Source organism: Sphingobacterium pedocola (genome assembly GCF_015209965.1).
In the GTDB taxonomy this organism is placed as follows: domain Bacteria; phylum Bacteroidota; class Bacteroidia; order Sphingobacteriales; family Sphingobacteriaceae; genus Sphingobacterium; species Sphingobacterium pedocola.
In genome coordinates this window covers 1,506,937-1,532,699 of sequence record NZ_MU158689.1, presented here as the reverse complement: position 1 = coordinate 1,532,699, position 25,763 = coordinate 1,506,937, and the positions used below count along the sequence as shown (strand labels likewise).

The following is a 25,763-nucleotide window of genomic DNA, read 5'->3' as shown; positions in this document are numbered from 1 at the left end:
CATTAGATGGTAAATTTCAACAGATTTCAATTAGATAACGGCCTGAACGTATTGGTGCACGAAGACCATACTACCGCCATGGCAGTTGTCAATATTTTATACAACGTAGGCGCTCGCGATGAATCTCCAGAACAAACAGGATTCGCACACCTTTTCGAACACCTAATGTTCGGTGGGTCGGTCCATATTCCAAATTACGACAGTCCCTTGCAACAAGTTGGAGGAGAGAATAATGCCTTTACAAGCAATGATATTACAAACTACTATTTGACGCTCCCGGCGAACAATTTGGAGACAGCTTTTTGGTTGGAAAGTGATCGGATGCTAAGCTTGGCATTTAGCGAACAAAGCCTAGAAGTGCAGCGACAGGTGGTTTCCGAGGAGTTCAAACAAAGGTACCTCAATCAGCCGTATGGCGATATGTGGCTACGATTAAGGCCATTAGCCTATAAAGTGCATCCCTATCGTTGGGCTACTATAGGTAAAGAGTTAAAGCATATTGAGGATGCCAAGATAGAAGATGTTAAGGCATTTTTTAACAAATTTTATACCCCAAGAAATGCCATTATGGTTGTGGCGGGAAATGTGACTTTCGAACAGGTTAGCTTATTAGCTGAAAAATGGTTTGGAAATATCCCTGCAGGTATTCCGTATCATCGAGATCTTCCCCAAGAGCCTGAGCAAATAGAAGCTAGGAGGGAAGAAATAGAGGCCGATGTTCCTGTAGATAGTCTATATATCGCATTTCATGGATCGGGGAGGTTGTCCGAAGACTACCAGACCATGGATTTAATGTCTGATATTCTTTCTAGGGGAGCCTCTTCTCGCCTATATCGTTCGTTGATAAAAGAAAAACAATTGTTTAGCGAAGTCAACGCGTATGTGATGGGAAGTATCGACGATAATCTTTTTATCGTAGAAGGTAAACCATCGGCTAATGTATCTCTCTCTGAGGCAGAAGTCGCCTTATGGGAAGCATTGGAGAAACTGAAAACGGAAGAGGTAGCAGATAAGGAGTTGGAAAAAGTGAAAAATAAGATAGAATCCACTATGCTTTTCGCCGAGTTATCCATCCTAGATAAGGCGATGAATTTGGCATATTATGAATTATTAGGAGATGCAGGAGATTATAATAGAGAAGTCGGGAAATATTTGTCCGTTACGAAGGAGAATATCCGGAAAATAGCAAATCAACTTTTTCGAAAAGAAAACTCATCAACTTTGATATATCACGCTAAAGGAGGGCAGCATGCTGAATAGATATACTGCTCCAGAATTCCAGACCATTAAAGACCTTACGTTTGTGCATCCTGAATCTATCGGGTACACCAACGGATTAAGAGCTTTTGTTTTTCAGGCGCCAGAGCTTGATTTAATAAAATTTGAATTTGTATTTGACAATGTGTTTGATAGTGCTGAAAACCCGTTGCTAAATACGGTACTCTGTTCCATGCTCAAAGAGGGAACAAAGACGTATACCAGTGCAGAGATAGCAGAGCATATTGATTTTTATGGGGCCTATTTGATGCCCGAATACAGTTTTGATCATACGGCCTTGACCTTATATACCATGCACAAATATGTGAATAACGTGTTGCCATTGGTCAAAGATATTTTGACGAATAGTATTATTCCGCAGAAAGAACTGGATACATATATACGTAATAACAAGCAATCTTTACTGATTTCGTTGCAGAAGAATGATTTTGTAGCTCGACGCTTATTTTATCAGCATGTATTTGGTCCTACTCGGTATGGGGTAGTTCCGACGCCAGAGGCTTACGATACCATTAAGAGGGAGGTACTGCTGGAACTCCACCATAAACAATTCCGGCCTAGCAATTGTACACTCTTTATTGCCGGAAATGTAGATGATGCAGTACTTCGAATGGTTGAAGATTTGTTTTCGGACAACTGGGGCGTAGCACCTGAAATTGTACATCCACATTCTTTTCAGCTGGTCATGCCAGAAGGTAAACTTATTTTGGAATCGAAAGCAGAAGCGTTACAATCGGCTATTCGTATGGGCGGATTGATGGTAAATCGAGCGCATGCCGATTTTCCTGCTGTCCAGTTTGTAAACACCTTACTAGGAGGCTTCTTTGGCTCCCGTTTGATGACAAATATACGTGAGGACAAAGGTTATACCTATAGCATCGGGTCGGCAGTTGGGAGTTTGAAATATGAAGGTTTCTTTACCATTGCTTCTGAAGTGGGCACAGCGGTGACGAACGCCACCTTGGCCGAGATTGAAAATGAATTCGAAAATCTTCGACAGCAGCAATCTTCGGTAGAAGAAGTAGAGTTGGTGCGCAACTATTTGCTGGGCACAATGTTGGGGTCATTGGAAAGTATATTTTCGCACGTCGATAAGTTTAAGGCAGTTTACTTTTCAGGGCTTGATTTGAATTATTATAGCTACTATAATAAGGTGATACAAGAAATTACACCGGCTAACGTGCAAGATATTGCTATACGCTATTTTGACTATTCTAAGTTAATGAAAATCGTCGTGGGTAAAATGGATTAGTCCAGATTAGTGATTACCTTGCCCGGAAATCTTTCAGCATATTGCAGAACAAGGCTCGTCATGTAATAATTACTCACGCAGCGGTCTTGTTCTGCTATCAAATCTTCCATTTGCGCAGCCTGATTTGAAGCGTCAATAAATCCAAAAGCATGCAGCGTATTGTTTTTATAATATACGTAAGACTTTTCGTCCAAATGGCGGCCTTGATCCATTAATAAAAAAGTGCTTTTTTTTCCATTCACATAATCAATTGCCTGCTGTACCCTGTCGTTGTATTCTTCTATCGAGGGTAAATTCTCATAGGTTATTTTGTGTTTTATTTCAGGAGCCGTCGAATAAAAAGAACATATTTTAGTATCGAGGTCAAATAGTTCTATAAGCTGTAAAAGGAGTTGATTTGCATCAGAAGCTCTTTCGAAATACTGAACAGCTGCTGTATTTTTACTGAATTTTGATACCAACAGACGAAAATATCCTTTCTGGTCTTCATATTGAATCAAGCAAAATTTGGGTTCATATTTTTTGAGCGCGCTGTTGTGCGAAGGCCAGTGTTTCTTTATCATCTGGCATTCCATAAGTAAAGCCATGAGTTCCGTTCCGCTTTCTTCGAAGTCTATCGAGCAGATCTCATTGATAAAAGCCTGTCGCCTTAGGGTAACGTTATTACCTGTAAAATGACTCAAAACACGTTTCTTAATATTGATAGCCTTACCCACATAAATTATTTCTCCAGGTTTATTCCGAAAGAGATATATACCAACCGATTCAGGTAATTTTAAAAAATCCGCCTCATCAATATGTGTAGGAAGACGATGTTCTTTTGTTTTTTTGAGGGTAGACAAAATGAGTCCATCCTTATCCTCCTGTAATAATTTTTCGAATAGAATCACCGTTGCCTGTGCATCGCCCAGGGCTCTGTGTCTATCCTGTATAGTGATTCCGAGATTTTGACATAATTTGCCCAAGCTATAGGAGGCTAGGTTAGGTATTATCTTTCGGGCAAGCCTAACGGTGCATAGCTTAGGCGCTTTCCAGTTGAACCCGGCTAATTTGAGACCCTGAAAAATAAAAGAATAATCGAAATTAACATTATGGGCTACAAAAATACGCTTCTCCAATAATTCCAATATCCTAGGTGCAATCTCATGAAAAGAAGGTGCATTTTCGACCATCTCATCACTTATTCCCGTCAATACCTGGATATGGTAGGGGATAGGTTGATATGGATTTACTAAGGTCTGGAATTTTTCAATTACATGCTGCCCATTATGAACAAGGATTGCTATTTCCGTAATCCCATTTCCTCCTGCATACGACCCCGTAGTTTCTATATCGACAATAGCATATTCCATGGATACAAACTTACTAAATATTTTAGTGTTTTTACATGGGTAATTTGATTAGTTTCCTAACGATAATTTATTGATGTTAATTTCGAAATCTATTTACTTGAATTACTTCTTTTTTTATATCTTCAGCATATGAAGAACGTATATATTTATCTATTGGCATTTGCCAGTTGTCTCCCCGTAGCTTATGCGCAAAATAAAAAAGTAATATATCACGAATTGCCTGTTTATGGGAAGCTCTTTGATACACCTTCCAAATACCATCGTGTAGATACGCTAAAATATAATGATCTACCCGTTCGTGTTAAGCATTTATTTACGAATAGCGCAGGTTTATTTGTCGCCTTTCGGTCTAATTCTGCGTCCATCCACGCTAAATGGTGTGTAACAGATGCAAAAGCATCGTCTAATCTTACGTCGATTGCCCAAAAAGGACTGGATGTGTACATCAAAAATGCGGATGGTGAATGGCAATATGCGGGTTCAAAAGGAACCGCCAAAACATGCGACGAAGGTGTTTTAGTAGATAATTTGGACCAAACATCAAAAGAATTTCTAGTATACCTACCCTTATATGATGAAACCAAGTCTTTGGAAATAGGAATAGAAGAGGGAGCTAATTTTCTAGCGCTGTCGAATCCTTTTCAAAGGAATATTGCGGTTTACGGTTCGAGTATCGTTCAAGGTGCATCTGCTGGAAGACCGGGTATGGCTTATACCGCAATATTATCCCGACGCACAGGCTTGAATTTTATTAACCTTGGGGTAAGTGGCAGCGCGAAGATGGAGCAGGAGGTCGCACATATGTTGGCAGCCGGAAAACCTGATGTATTCATTTTAGATTGTGTACCTAATTCCTTACCGGAAATCGTGTCGGAACGCACACATTATTTTGTACAGCACCTTCGTGCGAATCATCCCAACACACCTATTATTATGATACCCTCAGTCGTGAGGGAATTAAGTTATTTTAACCAAGTTTGGAATAAACGGAATGCGGATCAGAATGCACAATTTAAAAAAGAATACGAAACTCTATTAGCCAAAGGAATTAAACACCTGTACTACCTGGATAGCAACACACTATTGGGTACAGATCACGAAGGTACAACTGACGGAACGCATCCCAACGATTTAGGATTTATGCGGATGGCCGATCAGATACAACCTTTTGTAATCAAAGTGATGCAGAAGCATAATTTACTATAGTGCTACTAGTACTAAGAAGATACGCTTATCCTATTTTCCTATCGATCAGCGCACGGATTGCAACTGAGGCTATTGCACCTCCGAATGCTGCCGGAAGATAGGACATGGTGCCATACGCCGATTTTTTATAATTACTTCCATCTGTATAGAGTAGAGAAGATTTATCGGGTAATTCTGTTGAAAAGGCAACACAGACGCCTTCACGTATGTCATGTTTTTGCAGTTTTTTACGAATATGCCGCGCCAGTTTACAATTGTACGATTTACTGATATCCGCAATTTTGATTTTTGTCGGATCCATTTTGCCCCCTGCACCCATAGAGCTTACGAAAGGAATTTTTTCCATATATGCAGATCGGATTAAAAATAATTTTGGCGTAATACTGTCTATTGCTTCAACGATGTAATCCGGTTTTAATTCCAGTAAAGAAGGGATACGTTCTGGAATCACAAATTCCTCTACAACATTCAGGTTTAATTCAGGATTGATATTTAGCAGTCGTTCTTTCATAATTTGGGCTTTGGATACACCGTGGTTCGTCGCTAAAGCCGGAAGTTGCCGGTTGCGGTTGGAAGGATCTACCGTATCGCCATCGATAACGGTCATTTTACCCACTCCCGCACGACAGATGAATTCTGCCGCGAATGAACCAACACCACCTAATCCCAATACCATCACATGCGAATTGGCTAATTTTTCTAATGCTTCGCGTCCGATCAACGCCTCTGTTCTTGATAACCAAGATAAATCTTCCATAGTTATAAATAGGAATACTTAAATACGTTTTGAAAATTTTGTGCCAGTTGATTTCTGAGTTGATCCATCGAAATTTTTCGGGCGGCGCAAAAGTACGTATAAATATCTACTATGCTAATAGATTTATCATCAGTTTCTAAAAAAACTTTCTCCAGTGGAAGGTTGTTAATCAAATTATTTTTAGATCCGAAAAGGATATCCGCTCCCAAACTGATTAGATAGCCTTTCTTTAATGCCGATTGTGCTAAGGCTGTATTTTTATTAAAACCGTGGAAAATCACAGGAACAGCTACTTTTTGTTGTAGTAGCACCTGAAAGGTTTCCTGGTAGGCGCGCACACAATGGATGATGATGGGCTTACCTACAATATTCGCGAGCTGTATTTGCAGTTCAAAACACCTGATTTGTTTTTCCCACTTTGTTTCGGTGAGTTTATCCAATCCGCATTCTCCGATGGCGAGCACGTTTTCGCTGGCTGCATATGTTTCTGATATTTGGTATTGCGTATCAAAATCATTATCGATATACCAGGGATGTATACCTACAGAACAGATCGTGGAGGGAAAATGATCTTTGGATACTATACAGTTTTGCAAGGATAATACATCATCTTGTTTATCTCTATCATGTGTATGGATATCTATATATGGGACACGCATATTTTAATGGTAAAAGCTAAAGTTATGTGAGCATCGAAGGAGAATTATCGTCCATCTGCTCGGTACTGATTTTAGCGATATTTTCCAACGTTATTTCTGCGATTTCTTTCAATGCTTCTTCCGTAAAGAATGCTTGATGTGCCGTAATCAGTACGTTTGGAAAGCTCATTAACCGTTGAATATTATCGTCTTGGATGATATTGGAAGAGAGGTCTCTAAAAAATAATTTTTCTTCCTGTTCGTACACATCGATACAAAGTGCACCTATCTGTTTTGTTTTCAATCCTTCGATAATATCTACTGTGTTAATTAAACCACCGCGGCTAGTATTTAAGAGCACGACGCCTGTTTTCATCAGGTTAATTGTTTGTCGATTGATTAGGTAATGGTTTTCCGGTGTTAACGGACAGTGTAGTGATAGTATATCTGCTTCCTTCAATACCTGCTCCGATGAGACGTATTGTACGCCTTGTTCAGTAAGGCTGTTGTCGGGATAAATGTCATGCGCCCATATTTTACATCCAAAGCCCAGCATGATCCTTATAAAAGCTTTGCCTATCTTACCAGTTCCGATTACACCGACCGTTTTTCCGGCCAAATTAGAACCCAACAACCCGTTAAGCGAGAAATTCTGCTCGCGCACACGATTATAAGCTTTATGTATTTTTCTGTTCATGGTAAGCAACATCGCTACCGTATGTTCGGCAACTGCTTCCGGAGAATAGGCCGGGACCCGACATACCTTAATTCCATATCTTTTGGCAGCTTCAATATCTACATTGTTAAATCCGGCACATCGCAATGCAATAATTTTTACACCATTATTTGATAATGTTTCTATTACTTCTGCATTTAATTTATCATTCACGAACACACATACAGTCTCCGTATTTTTTACTGTATGGGCAATATGTGGTCCAAGATGCGTTTCATAATAATCGATTGTGAAACGGTGACTTACATTAAGGCGATCGAAAAATATTTTGTCATATGGTTGGGTAGAGAAGAAAGCAATTTTCATAGCGAATATCTATAACAGCATTATTTTTTATCAGATTGATTTAAATATACAGAATTAATTCATAAGCTAACTGTGTTAAGATCGTTAATGCAACGTATTTTATTTAAATTTAACAAAAATATAATCAGAATATGTCCAGTAAATTTCATCAATTAAGTGTAAAATCGCCGCAAGGCGTATTCATATCAATGGGAGATTTTGACGGTAAAGTGCTATTGATCGTGAATACAGCAACCAAATGTGGCCTAGCTCCTCAGTTTGATGGCTTGGAAGTGCTGCATCAAAGGTACAAGGATAACGGATTGGTCGTTTTGGGCTTTCCATCGGATCAGTTTGCCGGACAGGAACCTGAAACAAATGAATCCATGGAGCAGACCTGTAAGTTGAATCATGGTGTAACATTTCAACTCCTGGAAAAATGTGATGTAAACGGACCGACTACCCATCCGGTATTTAAATTTCTGAAGAAAGAACTCGGCGGTTTTTTAGGAAGTCGGATTAAATGGAATTTTACTAAATTCTTAGTGGACAAAAATGGAATCCCTTTCAAACGTTACGCACCGATTACCAAACCCCAAGATATAGAGAAAGACATTATCTACCTTCTTCAATCATAAAAAAGTTTAGGCGGTTTTTCACCGCCTTATTCTTGTATTTAACTTGTTATTGGTGGGCGTTCTACACCATACTAAGATAATTTAAATGCCTGACGAGCTAATAATTGCCATTGATTGTTGGTTTTTACCCAAGTCAATACAATCCCCAATTTTATATTTGCTTTGCCTTTTCCCGGATCGTTTGTGGTAGCACTTAATGTATGACGTACAATAGCTGTTTTGTCTACTATTTGAATGGTCTGCTCTGCAAGCTGAATATCTTCAAATATGGAAGAGCGAGAAACAAAAGTCTGCACGAAATCAGCTTTCGTTTCCATTTTTCCACTGGAATGACCGTAGGAGAGATGGTCTGATGCCAATCTGTTCAATGTAGTACCGTCGGCTTTAAGCATTGCCTGTGTCAATTCCTCTACCGCCTTTTCGACTTCCTTTGCAAGTTTATCCTGCGCTGACGCATTATAAACCGCAGTTGTAAAAATTAAACTCATTATGACTAAAGATATCTTTTTGTTTAGCATGGTTTGATGATATATGTTTACGCTCAAACTTAACGAATTTGCAATCTATTCACAAGTGTTAGTAGATTTTATTTATAGCGATCAGTATGTAGTAAGTCGTCGTTAAGGATGATTTTTACTTGCTTGATCTCATCGCTTTTACCAATTTAGGATTTTCGTCCTCGGCTCGTTTTCGATATGAGTCGCTCTCTACGGCAAATATGGCCATATTTGCATCTTTATCATAGTGAATACCCAAACCGTATCGCTTTGTTAACGGAGAGGCTCGGAAGCAAGCTTGCCTTTCGATATTCACTTTTTATCAGGTTGTACCCATCTCCTGTGTTAAGTAGGTAGCGCTATCTGCTTTCACGTTTACAGCACCAACGGATAATTTTATACGACCTAATTTAATTTATCTCCATTTTCGGCTTTCAGTAAGATGATTAAATGTAGGGAATTAACGCAATATTTGAAATCGATCTATCTTCTTATCGCCATGTCTTAATCGTATCCATAGACCAGACTTAGAGGAGCTGTGTAAAGTACCCCGATAAATATCACAAAAAAATAGCAGATAAACACGAATGTTATCTGTTCCTTTTTGCGTTGTATTATCGTTTATCGATGAAAAAAAATTTTGGCTGTCGCCATTATCACGTTGAAGCTGACATTATCAAAATAATAAATCAATTTGCTCGCAAAAGAAAGGATGTTTGTATTTTTATGAGACTTGAAAACTTCCAAAGGTACTGCATACGTTATATTGACAACGAAATGAGCAGCTGAAAATGCGAAGACTAAAGGAGAAGAGTAAACGTAATGGTCTCAGAAAAGCGTTGGCAGAGCCTGATTATAATCCATAAGGTATGTATAATTTATTGAAAATAAAAGAGTTTTGTTTTTTTATTAAAAAGTGGGGAGATGTTACTGCTGACAGGTTTTGGCAAAGAAAAAAAACACCGCCAGCCATACCAATCCTTTGGCCAGAAAGAAAAGGAAAGCCCCGACACCTACGCGCTTTAACCATAACCTGAGCTTGCTGCTTTTTGGATCTGTAACTTTGATTTCTTCTTGTGGTTCCATGTACGTAAAGGTAAGAAATAGAGGGTACGTGCGCAAGAGTATAGGTTTAAAAAGGTTTAAGTTTAAAGTCTTGTTTAACAACGGGAATCGTGTAATCGTCAGTTTTAAAATATTGATCCGGTTCGCTTATGCGAACTGATTCGCTGCTGGCTTGAAGCTTAAGGCTTTTGCTTGTTGCAGGCTGTGCTGTAATATCTGCCAGTGCAGCTGCAAGTAAGGGTTCTTCCGGATTGCCCAGATCGGGAATACGATTACCGGTAACTGTAATATCGACCGGCATGCCGTCAAAATAATCGGACCAGCCATCGGCATTGCGGATCAGGAAACTGGTGAGGTATATGTTGTAGCGGTCGATCTGTATGGGAAATGTGCCTACCGGTTTACCGTAGGTCTTGCGGCCAACTAGCTTCACCTTAAAATAAGGCTTCAGGACGCTGATCAGCATCTCAGCTGCAGAAGCCGTACGATCGGACACCAGAAAGTAAATGGTCCGTATGCTTTGGAGTGCCCCTTGTTTATTAAAAGAATAGGTGTTCTTGCTTTCACTGAAATCCACATCGGCCAAGGTAGCTAACCTACCATTGTATGGTACGGTGTTGCCATCGGCATCGTAGTACAGCTGTTTTTTGAGGATATGGGCCGATCCGGATTGGAGCAGCAGATTAAACTGCTCGGTGTACATGGTCTTTCCGTTTAATGAAGCCGGAGCAATTAGGTTGGCAAGGTATTCGGCGGTCTTGACATAGCCGCCGCCGTGATGCCGCAGGTCGAGAATGAGGTAATTGCTTGATCGGTCGGCCATTGCCCGGGCAGCTTCATCCAATTGGCTTTTAGCGGTCGATAATTCGGGGAAACTGTTGATATAGAGGTAGGCTATTTTTTTGTCGTCCTGTTCCCAAAAATCCATCAGTTGTGCATAGTCAGCCGCATCAATAGCTGCACTTGCTGCCGAACTGCCTTTACTGTACTGTTCCAAGAAAGAATATTTTGCGGTATTTTTCGTTTCGGAATGTTCATAAGGTTGGCCGCTAGGGGCTAACTTCAGTTGGCTAAGGTCAAAGAGCTCTTGCTGGAATGCTATAATTTCGGGACTGATATGGCCATATCGGGTACGGGGTGCAAAATCTGCATAGGCCGGAATCGCCTCACGCCAGAGATACACCTGTTGTGCGTAAAGTAGGATAGAGTCTAGGGTAAACTCCATGCGTGTACCCGTCGTCGGAGAGGTTGGCAGATCTTCGTTTCTGTCCTTCTTGCAGGCTGAGAAAATAAACAATATCAGACAGGCTATACCGATGATCCGGTAATAGATCTGTAAGCTGTGTCGAACAGATCCTTCACGTAGTTCAGGATGACAAAATAAAGTATTGAATCGCATGGTTTAATAATATTTAATATCTCATTTTAGCAAAAATATCTTCTATTCAACACGGTACCGATAACAGGAAGTCCTACAAACCATACCGTCATTTCGACTGGAGCAAAGCGCAATGGAGAAATCTATGGACAATATTATTTAAAAATGCCTTTTGATTTTTCTTCCTATCGTCGTCGAAATGAAGATTTTTATCGGATCACATCAACACTTTCAAAAAAAAGCAACCTGTGCGCTCGACCAAACGCACAGGTGTTTATTGTTACATGGTGTTGAGGTTAGCTAAAAGTTGTTAGTTCAGCTTTTTGTAACGAAAATGTAAACGGGAATAGTTATCCGGAAAACCTGATGCACCCGGAATCGGAGTCGCATTCTCGTAGACACTTTCGAAGTCAAAGGCATAAACATTACCGGCCGCATCTTTGAATATTAAGGTACGATTGGCAATTTTTATCAATGTATGCTGATCGAACCAGTAGTTCGCCCATCCGGTGATGCTTGCAGGAGTTGGGTCTACATCCGACGAAGGTGTCCCCGGTGCAAGGAATCCGTCATGGCCAAATCCGCCGGCAGCAATGCTGATTAGGGTAGCTGCAGTGGTGTCTGTAAGAGTAACCGAAGCAAAGGCTTTGTCGATCGCTTTCAGACGAACTCCGCTATTGACCGTGATGTAGGCATTTCCGGTACCGCCAAAGGCGATGTCCCAGCTTACCGTAGGTGTAGTAGATCCGGTAGGTACGGGCGCATTGTCGTTTTCGCTCAAGTCGAAATAGTAAAAGCCATTGGGTATATGGTAGCCTGTACCGCTCAGGATGCCATTATCGATAAAGTAATTGGCTACGGTATAAATGCCGTTGTTTGCTCCAGATCCCCGGCTGATGCTACCCGCAGCACCGGTAAAAGTTGCCGTAGCACCCGGTGATATGACCTGTGCCGTCTCATTTTGCAGGCTCAAGTCTGCACCCGGCGCATCGTCCTTATTACAGGATGTGAAAGAAACCGAGGTGGCAAATGCAACTGCCGCTAGTAACATGGTACTTTTTTTAGTACCTTTGACGATTCGTTGAAAATTTGACGTTTTCATGTTGTTTAAATAATTTGAGTAAATTGTTTAAGCGCTTTTCCGGATCATCCGGAGAGCAGAGTGAGAGAAAGGGAGGTGGAGTTCGAATGCATACTTCCCCTTCTTTTGCTTCCTTGGCCTACCCGAGGCCTTTTTATTTTTGGTCGATATTGTTCTTTTTTATTCCACGATTTTTATAGGATACCGATTGTATGGCGCTACGGTCCAAGCGTATTCGCCGTCAGGCTTTTCAAAGTCAATATTAGTATAGTTTGTCACATCACTTACGGTGCCAATCGGAGCTGTAGCGGGTACCTGCACACGGTACTCGGTATAGGTATCGTTTGTACCCACGTATGGAAAATAAAGTTCCCTGTCTGAGTTGTTCACCTTATAGGATACTGAAAGACCATACATTGTTAGCGAAGGTGACAGGTGCCGTACCGGAAAGGACAGGATATCCCCCCGCTTTGCCCGGATGGTATCCGTATGGTTGAACAGGAGATAAGGGCGGGCAGGCTCGTCTTTGACGGTGATAAACTTGCCTTCGCTGCGCACGGTATGGTACTTGTTTTTGATCTTCACATAGTATTCGCCTACCTGTATGCCTGAGCCATCCGGTTGATCTAAGATGTAATTAGTGTATGTTGAGACGCGTTGACTCTGTAGTAACAGTGGATACTCGGTGTTATCCTCGCTTTGTAGGAAGATCTCATCGTTGCCGACCACGTTCGCTAAATGAAGCCGAATCATATCTCCTACTTCTACCTGCTGCGCATATTCCTGTGTGAATGCCGGCGGAGGGGGCAGCTCGGCAGTCAGCCTGATCGTATAGGTACGGCTGCTGCCGTCTTGCGCGGTGACGGTGTAGCTCATGCCATCTTTCAATTCGACTGCAGCTTCCGAAGCAGGTGATACCTGCGCATTGCGGGAGATGTCGACGACCGGTTTTACTTCTGCCGGCAAAGGGTATTCGGCGAGGGTAGGCCACCAGATGGATATATTGTCACCTTCGATGATGCCGATGAGGGTATCTTTACCATCCAGATAGGGTACCTTGAACGAGATCAGCTCGTTATAGGGTGTGGGCGCGGTTTCGTACTCCTTCTTGCAGGAGGTAAAGCATAGCAACCCTGCCAGCAAGTAGAAAGTATAAGGTTTTAGTATAGTTATGCTGTTCATTTTTTATGTCTTTTTCTTTTGTTATAACGGTTTTGAATAAATAATCCGGATTGGATACTGTAAGGTGGTTTCCCGATTGTAGAACCGCACCTTTAAACGGTACAGGCCGGCCGGTGGCGTCATCGTATATATCGGTGGGCTGCTGCCCGGTACGATGTAGCCTTCTATATATCCCAGGTTTATATTGATATAACCAGGTCGGGGGCTGGCGCCGGCTGTTTTAAACTTATATTCTGTGCCGTCTTCCGCGATTAGCGCAGTGCCCATGGTGAGATCATTGTTCAACTCGGTATTGCCAGAATAGGGATAGAGGAGGTTGGTGTTATATATCTGGAATCCTAAGTTGGTGTTGATGATGCTGGTATTTGACATATCGAATATCTTAGGGCTACTGGCACTGGTGCTGATTTCTTCAAATTCTAATGTTGGTTGCAGCGTATTGATAATCAGCTTAAAAGTCGTGGTCTTACCCTGCTGATCCGTAATGGGGTACAGGATATCGCGACCGTTCACAAAGTAATCGAATACATCGGTGATCAGTGTATCGGCATCGGCTTTTAAGGTGTTGCCGCTGGCTAAGGTAATCTCGGGTTCCAGGGAGTTGTAATACTCACCATAAGGAATCACTACGGTAATGGTTTTTTCCTTTTCGTTGACCATACCTTTCAGTTCATTGCTCGTATTGACGATCTTGTAGCTGCTGATTAGTTTTGCCGGCTCTTCTTCATAGGGTGTGATCTCTGTCTTGGTACAGGATGACAACCCGATGAAACCCAGCAGGGCACATGCTAAAAATTTGGTTGTTGGATTCATTATTTATTATTATTAAATACGGTTGTTATTTGATTTCGAACTTGGCACTTTCCTTTGGTACGATGACATACTCGAAGGTAAAGAACATATGCGGTGCGTCTTTGTACCATTGTGCCGGTGTATACAGGTCCTTATAACAGGAGATCATCTTGATCTTGGCGTAGTTTCCCTTGGCTGTCCGGACGATAACCGTACGTGCAGGGATGATACTGCCGTTTTTCATCGTGAGGGGGTTGCCTAAGGCATACGCGACGTGGGCATCCTGTACAGCGCCGTTTCGCATAATGGTGCCATAAAAATCATAAAGGTACCAGCCCATACCCTCGCCGTAGTCGCCGTAGTCATCTGTACCAATCAGGTCGCCTGCGGTTTTGAATTCACTGTCGGTGGGAATATTGACCACTTCATCAAATGGCTTTTCTACGATCATGATGCCGCCCCGGGCTGCATTGCCGTAACCGGAATTGGTGGAATTGGTGCCATTATTGCCCGACAGAAAGCTGTTGAACAAGCTGCTGAACGCAACGTCCCAACGGTTGGTCTGTTTGTATTTTTCTTCCACAGGTTTCTTGGTTTCGAGACTGAAGAAAATAGTAGGCGCGGCGTTGACACCGTCATTATCCTGCGTACCCTGATAGTTCTCTACCCGATGCAGCTTATAAAACATGCTTTCATCTGTAGGCGTTGTATCATCTGGCGGGACGACTTCATCATCGGGCTTGGGGTCGCTGCCCTTATCGCAGGAAGAAGCGATGCCAATAAGCAAAAAAGCAAGGATAAGGTATTTACCTTTGATGACTGCGTTTATAACTTTCTTATTCATATTTGTCGGTTATTTATTTGTAATGATTCTAAATAATAGTAAAGGTAACGTCTGTTTTATCATATCGATGTATGAAAATTGATATTTGATGTATGAAAAGTGATTTTTATTTATACTGTTTCTAAATAATAATCTAAGGACAACTAAAGTTTGTTTATGAAATTCGGCCTTATAAAAGTAGAGGCGCGGCTCCGAAGGGGTATCGAAGATTATTACTGCGCCTCTGATGTTGTGGAATCTATTTGAATTCCTGATAGTCTATGGAATAGTAAAAATAGTTGGTAGGCGCTTCTTCTTTCTCCGGTTCTCCGTTGGAATAAACACTGTTTACTCTTAGTTTAAAGAATGCTTTGCCGTCTTTAAAAATAACGATTGTCCGGTTTTCTACAGGGATAACTTGATGTTTTGGTCCACCGGTGTAACTCGCCCAACCAATGACATTTGGTGCATAGGCAGATTGCAAACCTAATGTGTTTTCCGCAGCGGGGAGGTAATTGTCATTCGCACTGACTTCTTCGAATGCCTTGTCGATATAATATAAGGTGTAACCTTTATCTGCGTTGGCAATCAATTTTGCAGCTGTCGTAGCAGGTAGAATTAATGGACTATTGGCGGCGTTTACACCATCATTCTCTTTAAAATCAAAGTAGAAATTAGTAGCCGCGGTTTCTGTAGCACTTCCATTTTCACCAATGGTAAACTGTCTGAAATTACGTAGCGCATACACATCTCCGCTCCGACGAATGGTGCCTTTTGTGTTAACGGTGGTAGAGACATTGGCCAGGTCTTTTGTCTCGCCATCTTTTACCATTACCTTGGCTTGGTATTCCTGTTCTAACGGTGTCTCGGCATGTTTGTCACACGCGGTAAATCCTACAGTCAATGCACATGCTAGTGCGGCAATTTTAAATAGTTTGTTCATTTTTATATTAGTATTAAGTATTAAGTATTAAGTATTAAGTATTAAGTATTAAGTATTAATATGTTTATTATTAAACTATTGAGTATTAAGTATTAAGTATAACACGTCATTGCGATGAGCGTAGCGAAGAAGCAATCTTATTATTATAAGTTTTGAAAAGACTGCCGCGTCGTATTCCTCGTTCTGACGAGTAAATAATAGCGTCATCGCGAGGAAGAAAGACGCAGCGATCTGTGTTTTTGACGTAATTAGATCGCTGCACCTTCGTTCTTCAGGTTCGCGATGACGATGATATGTTACCTTCGGGAAGTCACCAATTACCAATCCCTATAGATTCTTGCTGCCATCCTGTTGTACGTAATACCGGAAGGTGAAATAGGGGGCCGGCCAATTCATATTCGTTACTGCTGGCGGATTGCCTTTATAGGCATTGATAAGCTGTAACTTGGCGTATTTGCCGTCGGGCAACCGGATTACATAGGTTCTGTTGGGCAAAGCCTGCATAATATGGGTACTTAAGCTATACCGAAACCAGCCGTAGGATGATTCCGAAGATGCCCATCCGATTTTGGTCACTTCGCTTTGATCAAATTCGGCATCATCAGGCGCGGTGCTGACAGCTTCGTAGGATTGATCCAGTTTGATAACAGCCGTACTGGTCGCTTCTCCTTCAAATCCAGGATTAAACTGATACTGGGCATTGTTAACATACACCTCCGAATTATACGGGCCGGTGAAGGCAATATCCCAATCTTTCGTTTTAAGCCATTGCAAAGAATCCTGCTTGGTTTTGATCCAGATTTGCTTCTGATCGCGGAACCGGAAAAGAAAAGTATAAAAAGGGCGTTTTTCCTTCCCTTCCACACCCTCGGCCATGGACGCTTCCAGATCACCTGCCAAATCGTAGATAACGGTACTTTTTCCGTCCTCCAGTGCCGGCCGAGGATCTTCATCTTTACCGCAGGAAGCAAGCGACAGAACAAACAGCAGTCCGAAACATACCTTGCCCAGCAAGAAGATACTCCGGCATTCATTTAGTATTATTTGTAGTGTTTTCATTTTTATATTAGTATTGAGTATTAAGTAGTGAGTATTGAGTATTAAGTATTAAGTATTTGTAAAGTCGGCTAACCGTAAAGTATAGCACACTGCAGAAATCATTTTAAGCACTGATCTTTACAACTTTACCCTAGTCTCTAACCCCTAGTCTCTAACCCCTAGTCTCTAACCCACCGATAACTTACCCCACCTAGTATGACCCTACCTGGCTGACCAAGCATATTGCGGTGTGTGAAGTTGAGCAGATTATCCGCTATTAACCGTAAGGTTAACTTTCTGTTCCATAAGCTTTTTTCTATTGTTAAGTTAAGCAGGACATGATATGGTACAAATTCATCAAACTCATCAATAAACTGATTGGTGGTCGTCTCCTGAAAAGGGTATTTGCCGCGGACATTAGCGCGTAGATTAAAGTTCGTATCCCAAGGTCGATAGGTATAAAGTGCTTTGAGGTTGACCATATGGCGCGAGCGGTCTTCTATACCCCAATAATCCTTTACGGTAGGCTCCCGGGATTCGCCCGTTGCCGGATTATTAATGGTTTGATTATAAGGCCATCGGCCGGCGCGGATGCTATCCAGTACACTGAGATCTTTGGCGATGAGGTATTGATAACCCGCGGAAAGCTGTAGATCGCGCGTAGCTTGGTACGTAGTGGAAACTTCAAACCCCTTGTTGACCGCTTGGGGGAGATTCCGGTAAGTATATATTTGCGAAAATGAGGTTGTCGTACCAACAATAACCGAGTTGATCTGGTTGTTGATACGATGGTAGAAGACCGAAACTTCATTTTGCCATTTTGGAGTCGGGGTCCATACCAAGCTGATATTGTTGGATAAACTTTTTTCGGCCTTCAAATTTCCAGCTACGCGGTTGAGCATATAGCTGTTCTTCGAGCTGAGCTCCCCGCTAGTTTCCATCGCATGGATTACATCGGCGACCCGGTCGGTACCCACTACAAGGTAATTGGCCTGCGGATTAAAAAAGACCTGATAACGCATTTTGTAATCCGGTGCCTTAAATCCGGCACCTACGCCAGCCTTCGCCAAGAGGGTGGGGCTGATGTGATACTGTAATCCGAAACTCGGGCTGAGGCGGCCATCGTATACATTGGTGTAATCGTAGCGCAGACCCAATGTGGTCAACATACGATCCATGGGCTTCCATTCGGTCTGTAGAAAAGCAAAAGCGGTATTGAGCGACCGCTTATCGTCAAGGTCCTGATCATCCATAACTTCCATGCTTCCGCCTAAACCTCCGGTAAACTTAAGACTGTTGATTAGGCTATAGGCAAACTGCTGCTCGACACGGTGTACCTGCTGCCCAAATTCTTCTGCGCTGGCCAGCACACCTTGCCGCACCCAGTCGGCCTGTATATCTGTATGAACGCGGGTAAAATAATAACGTGTCATGCTGCGTAGGCCGTTGCTGAAGGTATGGTCGTAACTGCCAGATAAATTAACGTCTTGAATCAGCTGCTTATCGTTGATCGTCATATCTTCAGACCAACCATTGATCATTTTGGAACGACGTGCCGCATAACGGCCGGTAAGGCCGATTGTTCCGTTTTTGCTGATGCGATAGCGTGTGCGCCCCTGAACGCTATAATCCTGACTGGGAGGTACCGTTGTGCTTTCACCGGTAAGGTATCTGGGATCGGTATTGAAACCATCTGTACGGTAATAGTTGCCCGAAACGACTACGGAACCACGTTGGTTAGCGAAAGGAGTTTCACCTTCTAGTGTAGCGTCTACAATATTCTGACTACCATAGAGCAGCGAGGCGTGCGCCTGAGGTGCCACGGCGCCATGTCGCGTAATAATATTAATAGCTCCTCCTAAGGCATCGCTGCCGTAGAGGCAGGAGGTGGCTCCCTTAATGACTTCGATGCGTTCGATATTCGTTACGGAGATGCGCGAAAGGTCAAAGTTGCCGCTATTGCGGCCGAGCATAGGCTGTCCGTCGATGAGTACCATGACATAGTTGCTGCTGAAGCCTTGCACCTGTACACCGATCGCGCGTGTACCTCCTGCAATATCATTGACAACGGCGATACCGGTCTGTTCCTTTAACACCTCGTCCAAGCGTCGGCTGCCCATGAGCTCGATTTCCCGTCGGGTAATTACCTTGACCGGCATAGCTGAATTTTCGGCTTTGATGAGGTTGTCAACGCTTCGCTGCCGCTCCTGAACGGACACTTCGGCAATGCTGGCTTCATTGGATTTCAAGACCAGTTCTACAGTGCGTGACTTTTCCAAAGGCAAATCCTGTTCGATCTGATGATAGCCCACGCAGCTGATCCGTACTTGATAGGTGCCTTCATATAGTTTTGTGAAAGAAAACCGGCCATCATTATCGGTAATCGTTGTATGCTGATCGGGAAGGAGCACGACGGTGGCCTGTACGACCGGATTCCCGGACTCATCGAGCACACGCCCCCGGATCTGGTGCAGCCCTTGGGTATAGGCCGGTAAACTGAAAAAGAATAAGCCGATGATGCACATCGTTGACTTTACCAAAAATATAGCTTGACTCACTATTTTTATTTTTAATCATTCTAAATAATGTTACAAAACAAGGGAATGTTTCTGATATTATATCTATGAAATCTGATAAATCTTATCTGAAAATTGATATTTATTGCAATTTAATACAGGGGTATTTTGTTGTTAAATAATTGTAATTGAGTATTTTATTGTTGTTTTTACTATTTTTTACTCCATTGTATTCGTATTTTTAAAATTTTTATTTAGACTTATTATTGATTGATTTGTACTTTAATACTGTTGAGATGGAGAAGATCCTTCCTGGTGTCAGGGTGACAAAATCAACGTAAAAACAATTTATATAATATGTTGAAAAATAGAATTATACAGGTACGGATAACAGTTGTTTTTTTTCTTATCGGGTGGGTGTCCGCTGCTGTAGCAACAGTTCCACAACGCATCATTACACTGAGCAGTGCATTGACGGAGACCGTTTATGCGATGGGATATGGGGCATCTATTGTTGCTACCGATGTAACGAGTGTATCGCCGGCCGAAGCAGCGCAGTTACCACGGGTAAGTAAGAATAGGTCGGTTTCAACTGAGGGACTTATGGCTTATCGTCCTGATCTTATTCTGGCTCCGGCAGGTGATGTGCCCGCGGGAATCATGAGCCAATTGAAATCCGCCGGTATCCGTGTGGTAGAGATCAAGCAGGAATTCTCGGAGAAAGGCGCCATACGCTATATAGATGCCGTTGCGCAGGCTTTACATGCAGACGATAAAGGAAAAGAGCTGATCGCCAAGGTACAGCGGGAGTTGCAGGCGGTAAAAGATGCAGTAGCCAAAAAAGCCGACGGAAAAAAAGCGAAAGTGCTGTTTATTTATGCACGGGGTACAGGTACGATGAGTGTAGCTGGTAAAGGTAGCAGCCTTGATGCAATAATAACCCTGGCAGGGGCCCGCAATGCGGTACAGGAATTTGCGGATTTCAAACCGTATACCACCGAATCCCTGGTCAAAGCTAATCCCGATGTCATCCTGCTTTTCGATTTTGGACTGAGCAGCTTAGGAGGGAAGGATGCCATACTCAAGATGCCGGGAGTGCGGACAACCGAGGCCGGTAAACACAAACGTATTATACAGATGAACGGCCCTTTATTGATTAATTTCAGCACACGCCTTCCTGAAGCTATTATTAAACTTAACAGCTTGATATATGAAAAATAAACAGCAAATCTGCAAATACGCGAATCAGCCTTTAAATAAGATATAAATTAAATGAAACAACATAGCATTGTCTGGATATTAACGGCAGGGTTGCTGGTCGCTATAATTGTGGCATTGGGAGTCGGTGCGTTTTCGATTCCGGTACGGGATGTATTGATACTACTGGTACAGAAAGTCGGACTCCTGCGCGATATACAGGTCGATGAAACCTATAGTGATGTATTGTACATCGTCCGGTTCCCCAGGGTGCTTTTGGGGGTATTGGTCGGTGCTGCGCTGGGGATATCCGGTGCGGCTATACAAGGCATATTCCGCAACCCGCTGGCCGAACCTGGCTTAATAGGGATATCAGCAGGAGCTTCCCTATTTGCCGTATTGATCATCGCTTTTGAAGCTATCCTGTTTGTGGGACTCAGCCAGTTGCTTGGTTATTATCTATTGGCTTTTGGGGCTTTTATCGGAGCGGGACTGACCTCGTTTTTAGTGTATCAGCTTTCTAAAAAGAGAGGGAGGCCACGGGTAACGACGATGTTGTTAGCAGGTATTGCGATCAATGCTTTCGCCGGTGCATTGACCGGATTAATTACCTACATAGCAGACGAACAACAGTTGCGGACCATTACGTTTTGGATGTTGGGAAGCCTAGGCGGAGCGACCTGGGACAATGTGATGGCGATCTTTCCTTTTATCCTCATTCCGTTGCTCATTTTACCATTTTTTAGTAAACCGCTGAATGCATTTGCCCTAGGGGAAGCCCAGGCCGATCTATTGGGTATGCGCACCGATCTGGTCAAGCGATGGGTGGTCATCTTGTCCACGATGGCAGTGGGCGCGTCGGTAGCAGTATCGGGTATCATCGGTTTTGTTGGATTGCTCGTACCGCATACGGTACGTTTATTGGGTGGGGTAGAGCACCGGTACGTATTGATTGCTTCGGCAGTTTTTGGAGCTTTAATACTCACAATGGCCGATATCATATCCCGTGTGTTGGTCGCACCGATTGAATTGCCGATAGGTGTGATTACGGCGCTATTGGGTACACCGGTGTTCCTGTATATTTTAATAACGGAAGAATAAGAATACACATGCTACGTGTCGAAAAAATAACTTATGAGGTAAAGGGCAGGAAGCTGCTTAAAGACGTCTCCTTTCAATTGCGCAAAGGGGAAGTGCTGGCATTACTGGGGGCTAATGGAGCCGGAAAATCTTCGCTGATGCGTTTATTATGCGGCGATACTGTGCCTACGGAAGGACAGGTGAGTTTGATGGGGAAACCGCTTCAGCAATACAGCCCCATAGAACTGGCTAAGAAAAGAGCTATGTTGGCGCAGCACAACAATATGAGCATGGCCTTCAAAGTGCGGGAAATTGTACAGATGGGAAGGTATCCGCATTACCGTTCGGTGCCATCGGCTCACGATCACGAAATCGTAGACGAAGTAATGGACGTGTGTGGGATAAGTAATTTTGCTGACCGTTCTTACCTTAGCCTATCGGGCGGTGAGCAGCAACGGGTACAATTGGCGCGTGTACTGGTGCAGATCTGGGATAATCCGGATAGCCTGCTCTTATTGGATGAACCGGTATCCGCACTGGATTTACAATTTCAGCAACAGGTACTTGCCCTCACGAAAGCCCTATCCAGAAAAGGGCTTATGGTCGTGGTGGTGCTGCATGATATCAACCTGGCGGCCTTATATAGCGATCGTATACTCATGCTCAAAAACGGCCGCAAATGGTGTGAGGGTACACCGATAGAAGTGATGGAGAAGCAGAATATCTACACGGTATTCTCGGTTCAGGCGGATGTATCGATCGATACAAAGACATTACAGCCTATTGTCAAGTTGGAAGAACTGTTCTTGGATGCGGATCAGTTTAATACGAAATTACCACATACCGCACATGCAGATAAGCTGATCGATGGCTGTATAAAGGATTATAAATCAGATCCGTTTTATAGGATGGATGAAGTGGCAGTAGAAATGGGACTATCGGAATTGCAATTGCTCAAAATGGCTTATCCGCAGCAGATCAGCGTGCTTATTCCTGACTTTGGTACACTGCTCACGGAATTTGTGAAATTGGGCGCGGTATATTCTATCGTGTATAATAAAGTGGGTTATATGGAGCTTAAAGGAATGTATAGCCTCCCGATACGCGATCAGAATCAGCGAACCTGGATTGTTCAATATGGCGCTTATCGCATGATACTGGATATCACGAAATGGAAAGTTGGCGTTGCCGTATGTAACGAATGGGGACAAAGTTTTCAGTTTTTTGACGAAAAAGGGGCACTTCTCCATAAGGTGGCTTTGATAGAAGGGAGCAGTAATAGGGCGGAATTTGAGGCTTTGCGTACACGCTATAAATCCCTCAACCAGGATATGCTTCAAACAAATACGGATTCGTCCTCATCGGTTTCGGTACCTAGTCTACCGGTTTACGGCAACAGGTCGATTGCACTTTCGGTGTGGAAAGGGATCGTAGCCCAATCTTTTGCGCAGAAAACAACAGCATCCTGTTCGATGATCCATGCAGAAGGGGTATATGCGTATGAAGGCCGGATTATGATTTTGGTCGACCAGGGCGAGCGCTACCAGATTATCTATCCCGATTGCACGATTACACTGGATAGGCTGCAAGGGGTAAAAATAGTGCTGGAAAAAAATGAAACAGATACGGATGCGGCAACATTCAGCCTATATGCTGTGAACGATACGGTTGCCCTGCAGTTTCGGGTAGAAAAGAAATTACTTGCTCATCCGGTCTGCGCGGATTATGTTTTAGAAGCACAGGCTGAACAAATAAAGAATTCGATTTAAATCTGATGCATTATGGAAAGTATGACAATATCTGTACAGGAAGAGATACACCGTTTATTGCAGGTCTACTGTACCGAACAGCAGTTACAGTACTCCAAAAAAAGACACATCATTCTGAATCACATCCTGCAGCAAAAGGATTGGATAGATGCCGTAGACCTCTGGATCAGTATGAAAAGAACGGTAAGCGTAAGTTGTATCTATCAGACCTTGCGGCTGCTTGTAAGTGCTGGGATCGTTGAAAAGAAAGTGGAAAGCGACCGAACGAAATTTTTTCGGATCGCAGTTAAGCCACATTGAAATGACGTTTAAACAGTTTGTTTATTTAGAAAGATTTTAAATAACTGCGTTTTCTGGCAAAAAATAATGTATCTTTAACCTGAAAATATTGGAATATTCTGCTATATGTTGATCAAGAGTAAAATTGAAGAGTTAGATGAATGGCTTTTTATCGAAGAGATACCGGATCGCTATATACCCGATAAGCCGCTGATCGAAAAGAGGATAGAGATTAAACGGGATCCCATTACCATGACGAATTACCAGTTGTCTACCAGTGGTCTTTTTATCCTCTACACGGAAATGAGTTTTGATAAACCGGTACATATCTATACCGAGGTGGAAGGTGAGGCCATTACCAGTCAGTTTATCTTTTACAAGACAGCGGATAGTAAATTACCTTACGGCATGAGCCGCCATAATATCCGATATATTCCTGCCGTAAAATCTACCCATGAGATGAAGACTGATGTACAGTACAGTTATTTCATCGCTGTGATCTCTAAGGAATATTATTTGAACCTCATTAAGCGGGATTCGCTTTTACACCGTGATTTTGTAAAAAATATTGAAAAAGGGTATTATACGTCTTACGCCGAAGAAGACCTGATGGCGACGTATGAAATGCAGCATACGATCCATGAATTGATTGAGTCCAAAAAATCAGGGGAGATCCGGCGGTTACATACGGAATCACGCATCGTTGAGCTGCTGATGTATCAGTTTGAACAATATAACGAACAGGGGACACCAGCGGCTGAGGTATTCAACGCGGAGGATATACAGCGCCTTGAAATGGCAAGACAGATCCTGGAGCAACGTATTGCAAATCCACCTACGCAAAAGGAATTGGCATCTGCTGTCATGATGAGCGAAAGCAAGCTGCGTAAGGATTTCAAAGAATATTTCTCCGTGACGATACACGATTACCTCACGCGAATACGGATGGAAAAAGCACGTATTCTTCTTCTGACCAAACAGAATACCGTGTATGAGGTCTCTCTTCTTACCGGGTTTGGGCATCAGAATAATTTCAGTAGCGCCTTTAAGAAATACTACGGGGTATCTCCCGGTGAATTGAAAATGTAACGCGGCCAGAAGAGGATCCGAAACGTACGAATATCCAGTTAATCAATTAAACCGTTGGTAACTTGCCGATATGTTTTTGCATATCGATTAACAGTTGTTTTATTTCCTGTAAATCGGTTTCTGGTTCGGGGACACTATCGGTCTGATGCCGTACATACTGCCACAGCTCCAATACTTCATCCACGGGCACTATAAAAGGGGGGTAGTTGCTGTTCAATGAGGTGAGCCGTATTTTTCCATCCTCGAGTAGGCTTACCTGTTTAAATACAAAATCCTGTTCCCCTTTTAGAATCACAATACATAGGCTGTTGCTTTTGAGTGTAGTCCAATCTTGCACATAGGAAGCCACAATATCGCTTCCTTCGGGAATGGGAAGCATGGAATCACCTGAAGTAGGAAACATCCTATAGGTCGCTCCTGCGGGGAGATTGGGCAAGGAAAATTTGGGTAATGTTGCCAGGTAATCAGGATCTGTATGTCCTGCAGCGTACCCTGCTTTGGCTTTAACCGGCACGTACTCCATATTCTCCTTATTGTCGGGAGTCACGGTGATGGATAGTACCCGGAGATTGTTACCGGAGATATATTCTTTGGCACCTGTTTCCATTTTACGCAGGTCGAATTCATTCCAATGGCTCAGGTCTACTTTAAGGAGGCTGTCCAATGGCACTTTAAAAAAATCAGAAATCTTTATGAGGTCTAGAAGTGGCGGATTCTCTGTCTTTCCGTTTTCCAGCGCGGTATACTTACTGCGTGTAAAACCAAGCACTTGAGCTTGGTATTCCTGGCTGAATTTTTTCCGATTCCTTAGGAAACGCAGATTCGTGTTGAAAAAAAGTTTTGCATCTTCCATTATGTATTGTTATTATTGGTGACGTTATTTTGTCATTTA

25 protein-coding genes are annotated in these 25,763 nt (G+C 42.7%); 9 read left to right on the top strand and 16 right to left on the bottom strand.

Annotated elements, in window-relative coordinates; translation table 11 throughout:
- Positions 1–6: 6 nt before the first annotated feature.
- Complete coding sequence (locus C4F40_RS06460) at positions 7–1,260, top strand: M16 family metallopeptidase (RefSeq protein ID WP_196938531.1); 1,254 nt, start codon at positions 7–9, stop codon at positions 1,258–1,260.
- Positions 1,250–2,530: a M16 family metallopeptidase gene (locus C4F40_RS06455; RefSeq protein WP_196938530.1), complete on the top strand. Its 1,281-nt coding sequence runs from the start codon at positions 1,250–1,252 to the stop codon at positions 2,528–2,530. The genes C4F40_RS06460 and C4F40_RS06455 overlap by 11 nt, the downstream gene beginning before the upstream one ends.
- Here the strand turns inward: C4F40_RS06455 and C4F40_RS06450 are convergent.
- Entirely contained in the window at positions 2,527–3,882 is a 1,356-nt protein-coding gene (locus C4F40_RS06450; protein WP_196938529.1) for an exonuclease domain-containing protein, read from the bottom strand. The two genes, C4F40_RS06455 and C4F40_RS06450, sit on opposite strands and share 4 nt — an antisense overlap.
- A 129-nt stretch (positions 3,883–4,011) precedes the next feature.
- On the opposite strand from C4F40_RS06450, the gene C4F40_RS06445 reads away from it, so the two are divergent.
- Positions 4,012–5,088 (top strand): SGNH/GDSL hydrolase family protein, encoded by a 1,077-nt coding sequence (locus C4F40_RS06445; RefSeq protein WP_196938528.1) that lies wholly within the window; start codon positions 4,012–4,014, stop codon positions 5,086–5,088.
- A 25-nt stretch (positions 5,089–5,113) separates the two neighbouring features.
- Here the strand turns inward: C4F40_RS06445 and C4F40_RS06440 are convergent, their stop codons facing one another.
- Genes C4F40_RS06440 through C4F40_RS06430 form a run of 3 tightly spaced genes read right to left on the bottom strand, consistent with a single transcriptional unit; the run spans position 5,114 to position 7,525 of the window.
- The gene (locus C4F40_RS06440) at positions 5,114–5,845 is read right to left on the bottom strand and encodes a tRNA threonylcarbamoyladenosine dehydratase (RefSeq protein WP_196938527.1); all 732 of its coding nucleotides are present in this window, start codon (positions 5,843–5,845) and stop codon (positions 5,114–5,116) included.
- A gap of 2 nt (positions 5,846–5,847) precedes the next feature.
- Positions 5,848–6,504: a TatD family hydrolase gene (locus C4F40_RS06435; RefSeq protein WP_196938526.1), complete on the bottom strand. Its 657-nt coding sequence runs from the start codon at positions 6,502–6,504 to the stop codon at positions 5,848–5,850.
- A 22-nt stretch (positions 6,505–6,526) separates the two neighbouring features.
- On the bottom strand, positions 6,527–7,525 hold the full coding sequence (locus C4F40_RS06430; RefSeq protein ID WP_196938525.1) for a 2-hydroxyacid dehydrogenase: 999 nt from the start codon (positions 7,523–7,525) through the stop codon (positions 6,527–6,529).
- 131 nt (positions 7,526–7,656) lie between these two features.
- Between C4F40_RS06430 and C4F40_RS06425 the strand changes: the two genes are divergently transcribed.
- Positions 7,657–8,142, top strand: coding sequence for a glutathione peroxidase (locus C4F40_RS06425; protein WP_196938524.1), 486 nt, complete (start codon positions 7,657–7,659; stop codon positions 8,140–8,142).
- Positions 8,143–8,213: 71 nt separating this feature from the next.
- On the opposite strand, the gene C4F40_RS06420 is transcribed toward C4F40_RS06425, so the two are convergent.
- The 11 genes from C4F40_RS06420 to C4F40_RS06375 all read right to left on the bottom strand — a co-directional run bounded on the left by C4F40_RS06420 (position 8,214) and on the right by C4F40_RS06375 (position 19,499).
- Positions 8,214–8,630, bottom strand: coding sequence for a nuclear transport factor 2 family protein (locus C4F40_RS06420; protein WP_231389942.1), 417 nt, complete (start codon positions 8,628–8,630; stop codon positions 8,214–8,216).
- A gap of 145 nt (positions 8,631–8,775) precedes the next feature.
- Positions 8,776–8,955 (bottom strand): DUF6157 family protein, encoded by a 180-nt coding sequence (locus C4F40_RS21745; protein WP_390881612.1) that lies wholly within the window; start codon positions 8,953–8,955, stop codon positions 8,776–8,778.
- 611 nt (positions 8,956–9,566) lie between these two features.
- Entirely contained in the window at positions 9,567–9,725 is a 159-nt protein-coding gene (locus tag C4F40_RS06415; RefSeq protein WP_196938522.1) for an alanyl-tRNA synthetase, read from the bottom strand.
- 46 nt (positions 9,726–9,771) lie between these two features.
- Entirely contained in the window at positions 9,772–11,103 is a 1,332-nt protein-coding gene (locus tag C4F40_RS06410; protein WP_196938521.1) for a S41 family peptidase, read from the bottom strand.
- A 289-nt stretch (positions 11,104–11,392) separates the two neighbouring features.
- Entirely contained in the window at positions 11,393–12,184 is a 792-nt protein-coding gene (locus C4F40_RS06405) for a hypothetical protein (protein ID WP_196938520.1), read from the bottom strand.
- Positions 12,185–12,343: 159 nt separating this feature from the next.
- Complete coding sequence (locus C4F40_RS06400) at positions 12,344–13,345, bottom strand: DUF5018 domain-containing protein (protein WP_196938519.1); 1,002 nt, start codon at positions 13,343–13,345, stop codon at positions 12,344–12,346.
- 21 nt (positions 13,346–13,366) lie between these two features.
- A complete protein-coding gene (locus C4F40_RS06395) occupies positions 13,367–14,158 on the bottom strand; it encodes a hypothetical protein (protein WP_196938518.1) in 792 nt (263 codons plus the stop codon).
- A 25-nt stretch (positions 14,159–14,183) separates the two neighbouring features.
- Positions 14,184–14,981: an HmuY family protein gene (locus C4F40_RS06390; RefSeq protein WP_196938517.1), complete on the bottom strand. Its 798-nt coding sequence runs from the start codon at positions 14,979–14,981 to the stop codon at positions 14,184–14,186.
- 238 nt (positions 14,982–15,219) lie between these two features.
- Positions 15,220–15,903: a hypothetical protein gene (locus C4F40_RS06385; protein ID WP_196938516.1), complete on the bottom strand. Its 684-nt coding sequence runs from the start codon at positions 15,901–15,903 to the stop codon at positions 15,220–15,222.
- A gap of 327 nt (positions 15,904–16,230) precedes the next feature.
- On the bottom strand, positions 16,231–16,962 hold the full coding sequence (locus C4F40_RS06380; protein ID WP_196938515.1) for an HmuY family protein: 732 nt from the start codon (positions 16,960–16,962) through the stop codon (positions 16,231–16,233).
- Between the two features lie 158 nt (positions 16,963–17,120).
- Positions 17,121–19,499, bottom strand: a complete 2,379-nt coding sequence (locus C4F40_RS06375; RefSeq protein WP_267134661.1) for a TonB-dependent receptor — start codon at positions 19,497–19,499, stop codon at positions 17,121–17,123.
- 315 nt (positions 19,500–19,814) lie between these two features.
- Between C4F40_RS06375 and C4F40_RS06370 the strand changes: the two genes are divergently transcribed.
- From C4F40_RS06370 to C4F40_RS06350, 5 genes are all read left to right on the top strand, one after another.
- The gene (locus C4F40_RS06370; RefSeq protein ID WP_196938514.1) at positions 19,815–20,678 is read left to right on the top strand and encodes a heme/hemin ABC transporter substrate-binding protein; all 864 of its coding nucleotides are present in this window, start codon (positions 19,815–19,817) and stop codon (positions 20,676–20,678) included.
- A gap of 51 nt (positions 20,679–20,729) precedes the next feature.
- Entirely contained in the window at positions 20,730–21,755 is a 1,026-nt protein-coding gene (locus tag C4F40_RS06365; RefSeq protein ID WP_196938513.1) for a FecCD family ABC transporter permease, read from the top strand.
- An 8-nt stretch (positions 21,756–21,763) separates the two neighbouring features.
- Positions 21,764–23,503, top strand: coding sequence for a heme ABC transporter ATP-binding protein (locus tag C4F40_RS06360; protein ID WP_196938512.1), 1,740 nt, complete (start codon positions 21,764–21,766; stop codon positions 23,501–23,503).
- A 12-nt stretch (positions 23,504–23,515) separates the two neighbouring features.
- Positions 23,516–23,803, top strand: a complete 288-nt coding sequence (locus C4F40_RS06355; RefSeq protein ID WP_196938511.1) for a transcriptional repressor — start codon at positions 23,516–23,518, stop codon at positions 23,801–23,803.
- A 105-nt stretch (positions 23,804–23,908) separates the two neighbouring features.
- Positions 23,909–24,871: a helix-turn-helix transcriptional regulator gene (locus C4F40_RS06350; RefSeq protein ID WP_196938510.1), complete on the top strand. Its 963-nt coding sequence runs from the start codon at positions 23,909–23,911 to the stop codon at positions 24,869–24,871.
- Positions 24,872–24,917: 46 nt separating this feature from the next.
- Here C4F40_RS06350 and C4F40_RS06345 read toward each other — a convergent pair whose 3' ends face one another.
- The gene (locus C4F40_RS06345; protein ID WP_196938509.1) at positions 24,918–25,724 is read right to left on the bottom strand and encodes an XRE family transcriptional regulator; all 807 of its coding nucleotides are present in this window, start codon (positions 25,722–25,724) and stop codon (positions 24,918–24,920) included.
- Positions 25,725–25,763 lie beyond the last annotated feature (39 nt).

What these genes read in the sequence shown, in the direction of transcription:
- C4F40_RS06460 (WP_196938531.1), top strand. Translation starts at nt 7, where the DNA reads ATGGTAAATTTCAACAGATTTCAATTAGATAACGGCCTGAACGTATTG.
- C4F40_RS06455 (WP_196938530.1), top strand. Translation starts at nt 1,250, where the DNA reads ATGCTGAATAGATATACTGCTCCAGAATTCCAGACCATTAAAGACCTT.
- C4F40_RS06450 (WP_196938529.1), bottom strand. Translation starts at nt 3,882, where the DNA reads ATGGAATATGCTATTGTCGATATAGAAACTACGGGGTCGTATGCAGGA.
- C4F40_RS06445 (WP_196938528.1), top strand. Translation starts at nt 4,012, where the DNA reads ATGAAGAACGTATATATTTATCTATTGGCATTTGCCAGTTGTCTCCCC.
- C4F40_RS06440 (WP_196938527.1), bottom strand. Translation starts at nt 5,845, where the DNA reads ATGGAAGATTTATCTTGGTTATCAAGAACAGAGGCGTTGATCGGACGC.
- C4F40_RS06435 (WP_196938526.1), bottom strand. Translation starts at nt 6,504, where the DNA reads ATGCGTGTCCCATATATAGATATCCATACACATGATAGAGATAAACAA.
- C4F40_RS06430 (WP_196938525.1), bottom strand. Translation starts at nt 7,525, where the DNA reads ATGAAAATTGCTTTCTTCTCTACCCAACCATATGACAAAATATTTTTC.
- C4F40_RS06425 (WP_196938524.1), top strand. Translation starts at nt 7,657, where the DNA reads ATGTCCAGTAAATTTCATCAATTAAGTGTAAAATCGCCGCAAGGCGTA.
- C4F40_RS06420 (WP_231389942.1), bottom strand. Translation starts at nt 8,630, where the DNA reads ATGAGTTTAATTTTTACAACTGCGGTTTATAATGCGTCAGCGCAGGAT.
- C4F40_RS06415 (WP_196938522.1), bottom strand. Translation starts at nt 9,725, where the DNA reads ATGGAACCACAAGAAGAAATCAAAGTTACAGATCCAAAAAGCAGCAAG.
- C4F40_RS06410 (WP_196938521.1), bottom strand. Translation starts at nt 11,103, where the DNA reads ATGCGATTCAATACTTTATTTTGTCATCCTGAACTACGTGAAGGATCT.
- C4F40_RS06405 (WP_196938520.1), bottom strand. Translation starts at nt 12,184, where the DNA reads ATGAAAACGTCAAATTTTCAACGAATCGTCAAAGGTACTAAAAAAAGT.
- C4F40_RS06400 (WP_196938519.1), bottom strand. Translation starts at nt 13,345, where the DNA reads ATGAACAGCATAACTATACTAAAACCTTATACTTTCTACTTGCTGGCA.
- C4F40_RS06395 (WP_196938518.1), bottom strand. Translation starts at nt 14,158, where the DNA reads ATGAATCCAACAACCAAATTTTTAGCATGTGCCCTGCTGGGTTTCATC.
- C4F40_RS06390 (WP_196938517.1), bottom strand. Translation starts at nt 14,981, where the DNA reads ATGAATAAGAAAGTTATAAACGCAGTCATCAAAGGTAAATACCTTATC.
- C4F40_RS06385 (WP_196938516.1), bottom strand. Translation starts at nt 15,903, where the DNA reads ATGAACAAACTATTTAAAATTGCCGCACTAGCATGTGCATTGACTGTA.
- C4F40_RS06380 (WP_196938515.1), bottom strand. Translation starts at nt 16,962, where the DNA reads ATGAAAACACTACAAATAATACTAAATGAATGCCGGAGTATCTTCTTG.
- C4F40_RS06370 (WP_196938514.1), top strand. Translation starts at nt 19,815, where the DNA reads ATGTTGAAAAATAGAATTATACAGGTACGGATAACAGTTGTTTTTTTT.
- C4F40_RS06365 (WP_196938513.1), top strand. Translation starts at nt 20,730, where the DNA reads ATGAAACAACATAGCATTGTCTGGATATTAACGGCAGGGTTGCTGGTC.
- C4F40_RS06360 (WP_196938512.1), top strand. Translation starts at nt 21,764, where the DNA reads ATGCTACGTGTCGAAAAAATAACTTATGAGGTAAAGGGCAGGAAGCTG.
- C4F40_RS06355 (WP_196938511.1), top strand. Translation starts at nt 23,516, where the DNA reads ATGGAAAGTATGACAATATCTGTACAGGAAGAGATACACCGTTTATTG.
- C4F40_RS06350 (WP_196938510.1), top strand. Translation starts at nt 23,909, where the DNA reads ATGTTGATCAAGAGTAAAATTGAAGAGTTAGATGAATGGCTTTTTATC.
- C4F40_RS06345 (WP_196938509.1), bottom strand. Translation starts at nt 25,724, where the DNA reads ATGGAAGATGCAAAACTTTTTTTCAACACGAATCTGCGTTTCCTAAGG.